Here is a 14,706-nt window from a genome sequence, read left to right as displayed (position 1 = left end):
GACGCACGACGTGCTGCTGAAATCAAATTGGAATGACACGAACAATGAGTGAAGTACCATCACAAAATGAGGAGCCTATTGGCAGCTTTCAATTAGCCCTTTTGGCTTTGTCATTCTATGTCTTACTCGCGTTGATCATTCAAAGTCTATTCGAACTACCAGCAGAAGTTGTCGATATTCTCGATATCGCCGACAACGCTATCTGCCTGATTTTTATGACGGATTTCTTTATTAGATGGTACCGTGCTGATAACCGAAAACAGTTTATGAAATGGGGTTGGATAGATTTTATTTCCAGTATCCCAATGATCGATCCGCTCCGCTATGCCCGCGTCGTACGCATCGTCAGGGTGATGCGTATTCTGCGAGCAGTACGTTCAACAAAAGTACTCATCAGCTACGCCATGCGTCATAAAACAGAGAGTTCTTTTACTCTCGTTTGTACCGTGTCACTGCTGATGATTATCTTTGCTGCAATCGCCATCTTACAACTGGAACAGGGAGTTGAGGGGGCAAATGTAGAAACCGGTGCGGATGCGTTGTGGTGGTCGTTTGTGACGATAACAACGGTGGGTTACGGTGACTATTACCCTGTCTCTATCGGTGGGCGTATTATCGCCGCTATGTTGATGGTCGCGGGTGTTGGACTGTTCGGTACCTTTACCGGTTTTGTTGCATCCTGGCTACTGGAGGAGGATGAGGAGCGCAAGGATCAGCATGCCATTACAAATCTGCGTGATGACATCAAGACACTCCAAGTACAGCTAAACGAACTGCAAGCAGTGATTGCTCAGCAAAATAATAACGCAACATCAGCATCCGCGTCGTCGCCTAAAAGTGATGAAACAAAAATGTCGTAAAATTGCCACGAAGACATCATCATCTCGACGTTAATCTGGGGGTATTAGTAGCTACAGAACTCTCCTTTGAAAAAGTTAAAAAGCTATCAATACGAGCGCTATGCACTGCTGTGCCAAGCGTCCTACCCGACAGACTTTGATCACACCGCTTACGGGTTCAATACTGAAGGCCACTGCCTTATCCGCGATTTAAGTGGTCAAGTATCAATTCGGGTCATGTGGGGAGAAAAAAGAGAAGTTGTCGTGGTGTTCAGAGGGACTTACCACTTAACCGATTGGCTAACTAATCTGGCACTATTTCCAGTAAAACGAACATATCCAGGTGCAAGCTATCGCGTCCACTGGGGCTACTCTCGATTACTGGAGCAACCCAGTCCGTTGGCAAAATATGCCACCGAACCTTCCCTATTGCCGCCGACGCCACCCGGCTCTCAAATCGTGCCTCGGGATCACGCAGAAAAAGAGCGGAACGTCAGCGTATATGAACGGCTCCAACAAGTTCTTGAACCGCTCATTGCTGACGGTAAACGGATTACACTCACCGGGCACTCCTCTGGTGGCTCTATGGCCATCTTGGCCGCAGATAGATTAGAAAGACGCTATCCAACCAAGGTAAAACGAGTGATCACGTTCGGTCAGCCCGGCACGGGCACATGGAGCTTCAAAAAGCAGTACTTATTGCATAAACGTACGTACAGGATCTGCTGTGATATCGATATTGTGACTTTTTTACCGCCTATTCCCGGACTTTACTGGCATGTTGGGCGGATGCTATGGCTGCATAACGATAAGATTTACGAAAATGTCTCTGAGCACTTTCGCCTGGTCAAAAGCTTAACCAGCTGGCTCATGATGCCAATCAGTTACCATGACATGGGGAAATATATTCGTAGAAAAGATTTTTTTGATAAGCACTAAGCCGATGGCAGCTTATCGACAGAGGCATTGCCAAATTCAGGGAGTAACACACATTTGCCCTCCCCGAGTGACAAGCATACTCAGTTTATGCGGACGAGTTGTGCGCCGAGCAGGTGTGGCATCAAATAGGTATCGGTTCTAGCAGACATCACCGTCCAGTTACCCATACTATTTTTTTCAAAATAAGCGGATTTTACTCGTGCGGTATCAGCTTTAGCCAACGTCAATGCGCTACCATGGAATTCATACTCACCAGACAGCTTTAAACTCGCACAGTTAATCTGTACACGATCCATGCTTAGCTGTTGAATTGTTGCTGGGTAGTGATTGCCATCAAGCAAAGTGATCTGCCACTCGCCTTTCAGGCCAAGATCCAGCGGCTGGGTTGCGCAACCGCTCGTCAATACTGCTATAAGAGCCGAGAATACTACTACTCGCCAATACGTCATAGCTACTTCACCTATTTGTTATTTTCTTGTTACAAAACGCTTAATTTTTACGCATCTTATAGCAAGCTAATATTAAATAGAATGCCTCAAAACAACCATTTGACGACGTTCTCCATAACAACATGATAAACAAACTAATTTAGTTAAATCTATTTTTGGTGTCAGGATTTTTTACACTTTTAATTCAATAAGTTACAAGCGCACAAGTAACTAATCCTCCTACCAGCCAAACAACTAGATTAAGCCCTCCCAGCCTCATTTAACCTATCTAACCACCAAAAATCAGCCGCCGTAACAGATGTCAAAAGAGTAGTGTTAATTGAGAGTGAATTGATCCGTACGCTAACGAATTCGACGGTAGAAGCTAGATAACACAAAGCCAGCTATTTCGGTGAAACGAAGAAACGATGCTCAAGCACCTTAGTAAAGAGTGTGTGACTGAGATGAAAATGGGTAACCACAGCTGTAACAGAGAGAACCCATGAGCAACCAGAAAAAAAGGGCACCTTAGATAGTGCCCTTGTATCGCGATAAGTTAGCCTATCATCGAGTACTATTCACTTACTTCCGGCAGCCCTTTTAGCGAGCGCAAAAACAAGCCTACGCCACCAACGGACAACACTAAGATCACAATGAGATCGAATGAGGTCATAGTACGCATGCTGAAGTTTATCGAGGAGATCACGCCAAAGATAAGCGCCACCAGTGAGCCGATGGTGAGGATCCAACCAAGGATATTTTTGCTGTTGTAAAAAATAAGCCCAATACCAAAGATAAACGGGATCATCACCATACCGCTGGTGATCCCCCAGCCTGAGCCAAAGGAGTATAGAGAGGTACGCATACCAAAGCTGGAACGCACTGTAATGGCATTAAACAGCATATAAAAACCGCCACACATCATTACCAAGCCAATAAAGAATTGCCCCACCCCACCGCTGGTTCCGCCTGCTCCGCGCATCGCTTCTTCTCCTGAATTCTGTTTATTCATTTTGATTTACTGCTACCTTCAATCAACTCTCACCCGCCCATATCAATAGCAGGCTATATTAGGCGAACTTTTGCCACAAACGCTCAAACTGTTCCAGATAGGAAGCACATAGCGTTTCACTGTCCGTCACCAAAATGTTCTCTTCGTTCTTATCTGTCGCGCTGCGGGTCCAGTTAAAACTGCCGTTAAGCAAGGTTCCGCGGTCAAATAGCGCAAATTTGTGGTGCATATGATATTCAGTGCGATCCATACGTAACGGCACGCCCTGTCTAGCTAACCGGTCGACATCACTGCCACTGTCGTTGGCTTTGTCATTATCCGTGATGATCCGCACCTGCACGCCGCGATCATGGGCTTTCTTAATCGCAGCACTGAGGCGGTCATCTGAGATAGTAAAGACACAGATATCAATGTTGCGCTTGGCTTGATGACAAAGGTCAACGATCTTCTTCATGCAAGCCGTGCCTGGGCTGAAATACGCTCCCGAGGTGATCGCTTGTTTGCGCGTGGCCTGATCAAGGGTTTTCACCACCCGCTCCAGCCAACCAAGCGCCGACAACGCTTCAGCAGCATTATCATCTCCACTAGCCGTAGCAATTTTGTCACGGGCAATAGCAAACGCTCTGTTGCGAATAAAGCTCACTTTATCTGTGCTTAATGGTCGAGCAAGCTCCTTCAGCTCCGCCCGCTCACTGTCACTGAGCTTAAGATCATCGAAGCTATCAATCAGTTGTTTTTCTAATACGCTTAACTCACTCATCATGCATCCTCTGCACTCTGCTTACCGCCTTTAAGCGCGGCTAACTCATGCTCCAACTTGCCAATATTACGCAACAAGATCTGGATCTGATCGTTATCATCTGGCGCCAACGAGTGGGCGATAATTTGCAAGCTCTGAGTTAGCGTCGCCAGCTGATTTTCTAACCCAGGAATGGGCTGATTCACCACTTCAACACGGGATAACGCTTTTGCGAACACCTTCGACAACGTCAGAAAAGCGCGGGCCGACTTATTGAACTTGGCACGAGATGCCGAATGCTGTGCTTCAACCACTTCAATATGACGATCACTAGCCGCTTGTTGTGCCTGAGACAGCTCTTTTGACAACTGAACGATCGCTTGTGAGGTTTGCTCGCTACCGCTATCCGCAACTTCCGGCTTATTGACCATCAGTTCTGCCGCGCCTTTTACGCTGCTAACTAAGTCGTGCAGTTGTCCAACCACCTGCATGCCAGTATCGGCATCGTCGCCGCCCATCGCTTTACTACGGGCAAAGTCGGCCTTGATCTGCTGCCAACGAGCCGCTTCTGCATCGGTATGTGTGCCGCGCATCTCACCCAGTTTTAATAGGTTCTCTTCCGCCCCGCCGGTAAGTAGTTGTGCCTCTCCGAGATAATGATCAGCAATCACCTGCTTTAGCTCGGCGTCGTTCATCACCGCCGAGATCTTCTCCGCCATCTTGTTCATGTTGCGGTATGAACCCTGCAACTTAAACGCGGGCTCGGTACGGTATTTTTCCGCCTGGGAGGCACTAACGATGTACTGCTTGTTCACTTTCAGCAGCACATCACGCACCACCATCAATTTACGCAGCACATCCAGGATCTCATTAACCTCGGCGCCACTATAACTATGGCTAAGGTCATTGGTATTGATGGTGTCGGTTTCCACCATTTTGGCAAAACGATACAGATCCTGCATATCTCGGGTTGCTAGCGGTTGCAGCACCTGATTCGAGGTCAGACTGTTTTCGATATAGCTCAGTGCAAACGGCGCTTCCATGCCGCCAAGCACCTCACCTAAGTTGTAGATATCGGCACGGTTCGCCAACATGTCGGGGATCTTAAACACTTCGCCGGATTCAGTGTATGGGTTGCCCGCCATCACCACACAGAATTTCTTGCCGCGCATATCGTAGGTTTTTGATTCGTTACGCCATACCCCCTCAATACGACGGGTGCCGTCACACAAGGAGATAAATTTCTGCAAGAACTCGGGGTGGGTATGCTGAATATCATCAAGATACAGCATCACGTTATTGCCCATCTCCAGCGCCAGGTTGAGCTTTTCCAGCTCCTGCTTCGCGGTAGCGTTGGGCGCTTGCGTGGGATCCAATGAATCCACTTCATGCCCCAGCGACGGACAGTTAATCTTCATAAAGATCAAACCCAGCCGGTTCGCCACATACTCCATCAACGTGGTTTTACCGTAACCGGGCGGCGAGATCATCATCAACAAGCCCATTAAGTCGGTGCGCTTGTTTTCGCCCACGGTGCCCATCTGTTTCGCCAAGTTATCGCCAATAATTGGTAGGTAAACTTGATTAATCAGCTGGTTACGAACAAATGAACTGAGTGGTCGCGAAACAAATTCATGCAGCTTTAATTGTTTACGACGATCGCTGATCACCTGCTGTCGCGTATTGAGGTACTCATGATAGGCCGGCACAAACTGATCTCTGTGCTGCTGATAGTTGGTCAGGAAGCTATCCAAGCGCAACTGCAGTGACTGACTGTCAATGCGGCTATGTTCACCCAAGAGGCCATCCACACTGAAATTAAGATCCGCTTCGCTGTGACGACGGGAAACTCTCTCTTCGGCGTTAATGATCGCCACGGCTTCAGGAACATAGGCGGCTAATGCCTCCGCTGTATCCGCGGCGCCTGCTTTCTTACTCGCTAACATCGCGGTTAACCAGCTGTGGGTTAACGCCCAGCGCTCCCCCGCTTTGCCAACCAACTGCTGCAATGCTTCTTCAAATGTGCGCAGCGCTTTGCCAGCTTTAAGAGACTGCTTTAGCTCATCTGCCAACTGACGGGCGTACTTACTGGTTTCAAACTCCACCCTGTCGTTGGCCAGCTCACGCACCAAATAGCTCACCGCACGTTGGCAGTCGCTCTGGCTGACCGGAATGGTATGCAATTCAAGATAGGTATTCAGCTGACTCAGCAGCTCCTGCTCCAGTAAAACGAGTGCTTCGCCACTGGCAAACAGGGTTTGCATAGTCAATGCCGAGCGTGCCCGCTGGGGGCAGCTTTTCGCCCAAGCTTGTTGCTGATTGTTAGCCCAAAAGATAATCGCTAAACCACGACTTAGCGGATCAAACCGCAACAGGCCGACGCTTTGCCGTAAAGGCAACACTTTGGCCAGGATCAGCGCAGCATCATGGTCATGAACCCCTTTCTGATAGCCCTCTTTATATCTTGGCGCAGCAAACTCTCTGGCGATCTTAACCAGCGCCTCTTGCTCACTGGCAGCGCTGCTTAATAACTCTGGTGTAAGGCCATGCTCATGCATATCAGCGCTATCGAGGATCAATCCAGCCAGATATTCAGCGCGGTAGATCTCAGCAGATTCTGATTCGATATCCGCCTGCCAGTATTGGCTCAACTCAGCCAGCCGCTTATCTTCTACTGGCTCGAAATAGTCGGTACCTGTGAGGTGGAAATTAAGCTGGTTATTACGCGGTAAGATAGTGATATCTAGCGGCTGGGTATTCACACTAAATTTGTGCCGTGGTCCCAGCTTGATGACGTTACCGCCCTCTTCATAGATCTCGCTCTTATCTCGCAGCGATTTCAGCGCTTGATCTTTACCCATCTTAAAACGGGCATCGATATCATCGGCTTTCACCTGATCATCGAGTCCGCGCAACTGCTCGCTGATCTCTCGTACTTTCATCACCAGCGGATCGGCGGCATAAAAGCTGTTCAGTTCATCAGGCTCGGTGAAACGCTGTACCCGTTTTTGAATGTTACTGAGAATACGGCTGGCGGCATCCTGCAGGTTCTGTGCCTTGCGCTGGCGCTCATCAAGTAGCGCTTGTTTCTGCGCCTCAAAGCTTTCGTAAACTTCTTCCCGCTTGGAAAGAATATCGGCCAAGAACTCGTCATGCTCACTGAACTGGCTCTCCAGCTCTTCTAGCTGCACCAGCAAGCGCGTCAGCTGCTCATCACACTTCTCCGGCGTGGTGGCCGCACTCAGGGCATTGGTAATGCCTTGAGAAAACAACTTAAACGACGCGGAAAACTCAGCCACAGCTTCTGCCGAGCCAAGCTCTTTTTGCTTGTGTCCGGCACGGGCACGGCTCTGATTTAACTTGGCGTAAACCTCAGAGATAGCCTCAACAATGGCGGTACGCTGCTGTGCGTCATCCACTTTCAGGCTGGTCATCAGCTCAGATAGCAGATCCAGCTCTGAAGCCATCTTTTCAAGTCCGGCAACAGGTGCCTCCAGCTCTACAATCGAATTCGCATCGGCAAGCGCCTGTTCCAGCGTCCCTAGACGATCATGGTAGGGGGCAATGGCTTCAGCTGAAGAGAGAAATTCGCCGGTCTTCAGTGATATCTTGTCACCGGTTTCTTGTAGCTGCTGCTCCATCTCATCAATACGTGGGGTATTGATATAGCGGTAGTCACGGATCGTCAGTAAGTGACCGCGCAGCTTGCGAATGCTATCGAGGGCATCAACAAAAGCTTCAGCACTGTGCCAACTATCGACATTCATCGATTTGAGCAGCGCTTTTTGCTGTTGTTCCGCCTCAGCCATCGCCAACTCTGACTGCTGACGAATACTTTCTACTTTTTCAAACTCATCCAGCACCAGTTCACTGGTTTTGGCGATCTCGTGTAGCAGATCTGAGATCCCCTGTACTTCCTGATTGTCCAACCAGTAGTAGCTATCAAACAGGCGCAAGGTATTTTTGCACAGTTCATCATATAAACGCGCCGACACGGATTGCTCATCTACGGCACGGCATACACTGTAAAAATCGGAAATAGCACGCACTAATTCAGCATTGCCAATGCGGCCATAGACGCTGTCTTTCACCGGTGCTTTACTGGCATGCTCATCACTGCAATAGGGCGTTTCCCACACCTGCATCGGATGCACGCGGGTTGGCTCATCCCCTTCGGCATAGAAAATCACCATGGTGCCATCATCGAGCATGGCGTAACCATGGCCAAGTAACGGCACTTGCAGGCTTTTCTCGATCAGGTTGTACGCAAACAAGGCGATCGTTGCGTTCTCGGGGTTGTAGAACACATACATGGCATCTTCGCCATTGGGCGAGCGGCGCACACGACGGAAACGCATGCCAGTCATGTCTTCATCAAACAGTTTAAGCCCGCCTGACTCCAGATAAATGCCGCCAGGGAAAATAATGCCGTGATTTTCTGGCAACAGCCGACATGCCTGACCAATAGCATCGACACGCAACACTTCATGGGTCAGCTTGTTAAATAACAAGTAGCGCCAGGTCTCTTCACGATAAGGCAAGATTTTTAGCAGGATCAGGTGGCCGACCTCGGCATAAAACACATCGGCATCATCCAGCGACTGGGTCTGATCCACCACAGCTTCGGCGTAGATCCCCTCTCCGGACGCGGTGTTGTCTTCTATCTTAACGGTCAGATCACCACCGACCGTTTCCACAAACAGGGTATCGAGAATATTGAGGTGAGGATGTTTACCATGAACAGCATTCTCACGACTGGTTGCCTGCCATTCAAAATCATAAGCCGATGGCAAGGCGATATCACGCTCACCACGGTTGTCGATATACTCTACACGTTTGCCATCTGCACTGATCGACCAACGAAACACACGGATATCTTCTTCCCGTTCGCCGATCTGGAAGCTGGCCAGTAACTTGCCATCTTTGACCACCAGCTGCGACAAACGAGTGTTTTTGTAATAGGCGTACAGTTCATTAAACTCACGCACAAAGGCAGCATTGGCCAAAAACGTATCGTCACTGCGCGCGGGCTCTAAATCAAAGCCATCAGCAGTTTTTTGGAAATGATAGAGAGCAAATACATCACTGATGTGAGTCTCTTTTTTTAGCCCCATAAACACATTGAAGCCAAACAGCAGGTGTTCGCCAACGCAGACGATATCCTGGGCAATACAGTTATTTTCCGTGCGGGTACGCAAACGCCCCAGCACTTTCATTTCGGTACTACCAAACTCACTGATACGTGACTGGTTAAGAGCATCGACTTCTTCTCGAAGCTGCTTCCCTTGCCCTTCCAAGCGCTTACGGATCACTTCATAAGCGCCACCTTCGGTCACTGCCTTATCAACGATACCGGCTTCAGCGCCTTGTTTATCTAGGTTTTTATCCTGCACCCTGTGTACTCCCTGCGTGCTGTCGAAACAGTTTGGCCACCCTGACATCCCATGATGTATTCCTGAGACGTCAGGTGAAACTGGCCAGCCATATTGACCGTCCTAATGCGGATTTAACTCCGCACAAAGACGCTTGCCATAGGGCTTACAACAGATCGGTTGATGAGGTTGAGCTAGAAGGTTTCTTGCCCCCTTTCCCGCCACCCAGCGCCATCACCTTGCTTAACAGCTCCTGCACCACGGGGCTTTTACCCACGATCCCTTCAACTGATTTACCAACAGACAGAGACTTGGCGAACGAATCAAAGAACTCGCCCTGACCGCCAACGATGTCGATATTGGCATTCGACAACGCAGCTGACAGAACTTCAGCCTGCTCTTTGGCGATCTCTTTGCTCGCGCCGATAGACGCAATCGCTTCTTCAAACTGCTTCTCAAGCTGCATACGGAACTCTTCGTGGCTGCGCGCCTGATCGCTCATGGCATCCATCGCCTTGAACTTATCCACTAAACCTTCAGCTTCTGCGGTCAATTTCTCGCGAATAACTGTGGCAGCCACCAAACCTTTCTCTTTTTCTGCGGCGGCTTCTGCGAGACCTTGCTGTTCGTCGCCTTTGGCTTGCGCACCCAGCTTCTCTTCCAGCACCTTGGCTTCGGCCAGCCCCTCTTTCTCTTTGGCAATCGCTTGCGCTTCAATCACACGGGCTTTCGCCAACCCTTGCTGCTCATCACCTTGGGCCTGAGCTTCCATCTTCTTCGCGAGTACTTGTGCTTCAGCAGCACCTTCTTTCTCTAGTGCTTCCGCTTTTGCTTCCTGCACACGGGCATCAGCAAACCCTGGCGCCGCACGTTCCGCTTCAATACCTTCAGCCATACGTTTCATCGCATCGGCTTTCTTCGCTGCCGCTTCCAGTTCAGCTTGCGCCAATACGTTCAGTTCAACGGCTTTATGCTTAGCTTTGGTTTCATCGGCTTCGGCCTGCTTAACCTGCTTAACCAGCTCCTCTTCGGCTTGCGCCTGCGCCTCTAAGATCAACACCTGCTTAGAGCGGTCAGCTTCAGAAACTTCACGCACTTCCTTGATACGCTCCTCCTCTTCAGCCACTGTTTTCTCTACTGCCACACGCTCACGGGTCACGTTAGCAATATTGGTACGCTCAACTTCCAGGTCTTTTTCTTTGGCGATACGCTCAAGCTCAACTTCACGCTCGCGGGAGACCACTTCCAAATCCTGCGCCCGCGTTACTTTTTCTTTCTCAATCACTACGGCGCGCTGACGATTTTCAACCGCAATCTCGACTTCACGCTTACGGTTCTCTTCCTGAATATCGAGATCTTGCTGTGTTTTAATTCGGGCCTGTTCCGAGCGCAGACGCTCCTCTTCACTGACCTTAATGGTTTCAGCTTCTTCACGTGCTTGGATCGTAGCTATTTCTCGAGCCTGGCGCGCTTCGGCATCCGCTTGTTGACGCTCTAACGCCAACATAGACTCTTTGGTCTCTACGTTCTTCTTGGTGATCGCCAACTCTTCATTACGCTCAAACTCGTTGGTTTGCACGTTCTGAGTTGCCGTCAGTTCGGTAATTTTTCGTATGCCCTGAGCATCCAAGATATTGGTAGGATCTAAGGCACTCTTTGGTGTTTGTTCTAAGTAATCGATGGCAACATCTTCAAGAATGTAACCGTTTAGATCATCACCAATCACCTCAACAATCTTTTCACGGAAGGTCAGACGATCTTCAAACAAACGTACAAACTCAATCTGCTTACCAACGGTTTTCAGCGCTTCGGAGAACTTGGCGTTAAACAACTCATTCACCGCCGCTTTGTCAGATGCACGCTCTACGCCAATCGCCTTAGCGACCTTCAATACATCTTCCTGGGTTTCATTAACGCGCAGGTAGAACGCCACGGTAATGTCCGCACGCATATTGTCGCGGCAGATCAAACCATCACGTCCTCTTCGATCCACTTCCAGAGTGATCAAAGATATCTTCATCAGCTCTTTCTTGTGGATAACGGGGATGACCATACCGCCGGTGAACTTCACCTTTGGCGTTGAACTCATATCATTCACAATCAACGCTGTTCCTTGCGGAACCTTCTCGTAAAACGCCTTAAACATCATCGCAAGTACGAATATGACGCCAAAAATAACACCGATGATGGTAAGTACACCCATTGCTAGACCCATATCTATAGGCATATTGAATATTCCTTTTTCAAATTAAATTTGTACGAAAATTAGTTTCTAAATTGAGTTATTGCTTAAACAGTTCTGCTTCTGTCATCACGCGATAGGCATGTGTTTCCGGCAGGTATTCGAGGATCACGACAATATCGCCGCGAGTTAAGTTTTGCGTTTCGTCGGCCCGCACGCGCAACACCATGCCCGCGCCACCATCTTCCAATGTGGCTTCGCCAAATGTAGGGGTGACTTTTGAGGTGCGTATAACTACTTTTGAACCTACCAAATCGTTGGTAGATGTCGCATTCGCTGACTTAAACAAAGGTCGCAGAGGCTTAACGATTTGCGCGGCGATAAAAATGGAGGCAACAAAAGCCACCATGGCTACACCGGCACCTAATACCCACTGCAATACACCAGAGAACGAAAACAAAGGATTAATCACCAGCAACATGGAGAAGTAGCAGATACTCCAGCCTGTGAGTGCAATCGCTGTCAGCACGACAGTTAAAGGCACACCCGCCAACCCCAGTCTCAGTAGCAATCCGGCAAAACCTTCTAGGGCGCCGACATCCGCATCAACATCAATGTCGATATCTAATACGTCAACATCCACCGTTCCCAGGGCCGCAACGATCCAGTAGCAAAGCATGACTCCCAACAGGACGGTATAGATAACCGTAGGGAATTGCAGCAAGGTAGCTAAGAAAATATCCATATCATTTATCCCTTATACACAAGCATGCCGTTATGAAGGCAATAATTCACCTGAATGTTTTTAATCGTGGTACTGCATTGCCAATCAAACTGAACGCCATTCCAGGAGTCTTTCAGTACCGGAGTCAAAAACATCACGAGATTAGTTCCTTCAAGGCTGGTCCCAATACTCTTTTCAAACTGAACTCGGATTTCGCCATTATCATCAAGATAGATATCATGAATAACTGGGTCGTTAGGCAACTGACTCACATCAAAACCAAGCTCTTGTAAATCATCAGGAAACTGATCGTTTTCGAGAAAATATGTCGAAACCATGAGCTTTACGACAGCCAACTGACTATAAGCATGGGCAATCTGATTGGCTTGATAGTGTTCAGCTAAAAAAGTATTGGCAGTTTCATGTTCGGCTTGTTGCGCTAGGTTATTCCAAAGAGGTTGATAGAAAAAATAACCAGCGACCAACACAAATAAAGAAATAGATACGATATACAATGGCTTATGCTGTCTAAAAAACAACCTGCGCAACTGTCTATGAAGCGGTACTCCAGGCTCTCGCTGAGCTAACACTCGCTTTACTATCTTTTCAACGAATACGGGCTCGGTACCCGTGGCTTCAGCTGTCGCTATAATAAATTTCTCTGCGTAATGGCTCTCTTTTAAGCGCTCTTTATGCAGAGTCACAGCATCTAATACTTGCTGATGTTGTTCGTCAGTGATGGTTAATTCCAAAACAAAAATCCCTTAGTTTTGAACCAAAGCGCGAATATACAGAATTAGGCGCCTAACTGCTCTTTACACCCACTATTTTTATGAACAAGCTCTAACAAATTCCAACTAACACAACTGACCTAAGCTCTACGCGTCGCCTCTATCACCTGCTTAACTATCTCAGGTGACACCGAAAACTTGCACACAGACAAAATTTGAATAAAAAGATCCGCAGACATCTTGCCTTTGTTAACCTTCGACCTCAGATTATTGTCCAACTGTGTCGTTCCGAACTGCAGGTATAACTGTTTACTCAGTTCAGCGTACGTCATACCACTTTGCGCCATCATGGTTCTCACCAGGCGTTTAATAACAGAATCGAACGCAGGAGGCGTATCTGTTGTCATAGTGTTTCCTTAGTAATTTCATCGCGCATATTTGCGCGCTCAATCATTACATATTGTGAATGATACGAGTATTGGTCAATACGAACCAAAAAGCAACAAAACAAAACAAATGTTGAATATAGTTGACATTTATTATTTTTGAGAACATCCTTAAGTGGCTGGTTCGCCAGCCCCCATAACACGGAGTGAATCATGAGCTGGACTACACAAACTTTATTAGACGCGATGTACGAACTTGATGCGATTACTTCTGGAGAGGTAACTGTATCTTTGGTAGGCGACTGCTTGGCAGCCACCATGCATGAGCAGGGTGACCTGCCCGTCGTTATCAGCATCTCTGAAGATCAGATGTTGATGGAGTCTGTATTGTTTCCGGTTGCAGTAGTTAAGGACAAGGTAGCGTTGAACGATGAGTTCCTTCGCAACCATAAGTACCTGCCGCTTTCTACCGTTGCCATTGAAACCATTAACGGCGAGGACCATTACGTCCTATTTGGTGCGCTGAGTGCGACATCAACCATAGAAAACGTAATGCTGGAACTCACTAGCTTGGCAGATAACGTATTAACCGTTGCCGAAGCGTGTGAAGATCAAATTGCCCGTCACCCTGCAGCCGAATAAGAGGAATTTATCATGAGTTTATTTAAGAAACTGTTTACTTTCGGTCGTGCTATCAAAGCCGAGATGGAAGAAGAATTTACCGACGCTCAAGCAATCCGTTTGCTGGAGCAGCATATCCGCGACGCACGCCAAGCAATGGACGTAGCCGGTCGTAGCCGTATTGATTTAGCAGGTAAGAAAAAACTGGCTGAATCTAAGGTGGACAAGTTGCAAGCAGAGATCAGCAAATATGAAAACTTTGCCGTAGAAGCCCTAAGCAAAGGTGATGAAGCCTTGGCTGGCGAAGTGGCAGAAAAAATTGCAGCGCTGGAAACTCAGTTCACTGAAGACAAAGCGCATCTGGATACAATTAAGGCTGATTTTGCCCGTATCGAAACCACTATCGCTAAAAGCAAGAAACAGTTAGCGGAAATGGAGCGTCAACTGGCGCAGGTGAAAGCGACCGAAGCAGTACAAAAAGCACAAGAGCAGATCGCTGCAACCAGTATCAATGCCAATTCAAAAGTAGCCAATGCCGCAGATTCACTGCAGCGCATCAAGAATAAGCAAGCTGAGAAGCAAGCTAAACTTGAAGCAGCGGAAGAGTTATCTGACGACGGCAATGAACTAGAGAAGAAACTCAAGGACGCTGGGATCGGTAGTTCTACTTCCTCAGCTAACTCTGTGTTAGAGCGACTGAAAGCAAAACAAGCAGGCTAATAAAGGACGATTA

General features: G+C 48.2%; 12 protein-coding genes. 4 read left to right on the top strand and 8 right to left on the bottom strand.

Annotation, left to right across the window (positions count from 1 at the left end):
* Window positions 1–44: 44 nt before the first annotated feature.
* Both EXY25_RS00690 and EXY25_RS00685 read left to right on the top strand, forming a co-directional pair.
* The gene (locus EXY25_RS00690) at window positions 45–860 is read left to right on the top strand and encodes a potassium channel family protein (RefSeq protein WP_130565356.1); all 816 of its coding nucleotides are present in this window, start codon (window positions 45–47) and stop codon (window positions 858–860) included.
* A 66-nt stretch (window positions 861–926) separates the two neighbouring features.
* Entirely contained in the window at window positions 927–1,778 is an 852-nt protein-coding gene (locus tag EXY25_RS00685) for a lipase family protein (protein WP_130565355.1), read from the top strand.
* Between the two features lie 80 nt (window positions 1,779–1,858).
* Here the strand turns inward: EXY25_RS00685 and EXY25_RS00680 are convergent, their stop codons facing one another.
* From EXY25_RS00680 to EXY25_RS00645, 8 genes are all read right to left on the bottom strand, one after another.
* Entirely contained in the window at window positions 1,859–2,227 is a 369-nt protein-coding gene (locus EXY25_RS00680; RefSeq protein WP_130565354.1) for a hypothetical protein, read from the bottom strand.
* Window positions 2,228–2,780: 553 nt separating this feature from the next.
* Window positions 2,781–3,188 (bottom strand): hypothetical protein, encoded by a 408-nt coding sequence (locus EXY25_RS00675; RefSeq protein ID WP_114338625.1) that lies wholly within the window; start codon window positions 3,186–3,188, stop codon window positions 2,781–2,783.
* Window positions 3,189–3,276: 88 nt separating this feature from the next.
* The gene (locus EXY25_RS00670) at window positions 3,277–3,978 is read right to left on the bottom strand and encodes a phospholipase D-like domain-containing protein (RefSeq protein WP_130565353.1); all 702 of its coding nucleotides are present in this window, start codon (window positions 3,976–3,978) and stop codon (window positions 3,277–3,279) included.
* Complete coding sequence (locus tag EXY25_RS00665) at window positions 3,978–9,350, bottom strand: DNA repair ATPase (protein WP_207232081.1); 5,373 nt, start codon at window positions 9,348–9,350, stop codon at window positions 3,978–3,980. The genes EXY25_RS00670 and EXY25_RS00665 overlap by 1 nt, the downstream gene beginning before the upstream one ends.
* A 145-nt stretch (window positions 9,351–9,495) precedes the next feature.
* The gene (locus EXY25_RS00660; protein ID WP_246019466.1) at window positions 9,496–11,556 is read right to left on the bottom strand and encodes a flotillin family protein; all 2,061 of its coding nucleotides are present in this window, start codon (window positions 11,554–11,556) and stop codon (window positions 9,496–9,498) included.
* A 55-nt stretch (window positions 11,557–11,611) separates the two neighbouring features.
* A complete protein-coding gene (locus tag EXY25_RS00655; RefSeq protein ID WP_130565351.1) occupies window positions 11,612–12,256 on the bottom strand; it encodes an OB-fold-containig protein in 645 nt (214 codons plus the stop codon).
* Window positions 12,257–12,261: 5 nt separating this feature from the next.
* Window positions 12,262–12,987 carry a hypothetical protein gene (locus EXY25_RS00650; protein WP_130565350.1) on the bottom strand — a complete coding sequence of 242 codons (726 nt, stop codon included), beginning with the start codon at window positions 12,985–12,987 and terminating at the stop codon, window positions 12,262–12,264.
* 119 nt (window positions 12,988–13,106) lie between these two features.
* Entirely contained in the window at window positions 13,107–13,373 is a 267-nt protein-coding gene (locus EXY25_RS00645) for a DUF6471 domain-containing protein (protein ID WP_130565349.1), read from the bottom strand.
* 192 nt (window positions 13,374–13,565) lie between these two features.
* Between EXY25_RS00645 and EXY25_RS00640 the strand changes: the two genes are divergently transcribed.
* Both EXY25_RS00640 and EXY25_RS00635 read left to right on the top strand, forming a co-directional pair.
* Complete coding sequence (locus tag EXY25_RS00640) at window positions 13,566–13,994, top strand: YjfI family protein (RefSeq protein ID WP_114338497.1); 429 nt, start codon at window positions 13,566–13,568, stop codon at window positions 13,992–13,994.
* A 12-nt stretch (window positions 13,995–14,006) separates the two neighbouring features.
* Window positions 14,007–14,693: a PspA/IM30 family protein gene (locus tag EXY25_RS00635; protein WP_114338496.1), complete on the top strand. Its 687-nt coding sequence runs from the start codon at window positions 14,007–14,009 to the stop codon at window positions 14,691–14,693.
* Window positions 14,694–14,706 lie beyond the last annotated feature (13 nt).

Origin of the sequence: Corallincola spongiicola (assembly GCF_004284785.1) — a bacterium.
Lineage (GTDB): Bacteria > Pseudomonadota > Gammaproteobacteria > Enterobacterales > Neiellaceae > Corallincola > Corallincola holothuriorum.
The sequence above is the reverse complement of the archived record's forward strand: the minus strand, read 5'-3'. Positions and strand labels throughout refer to the sequence as shown.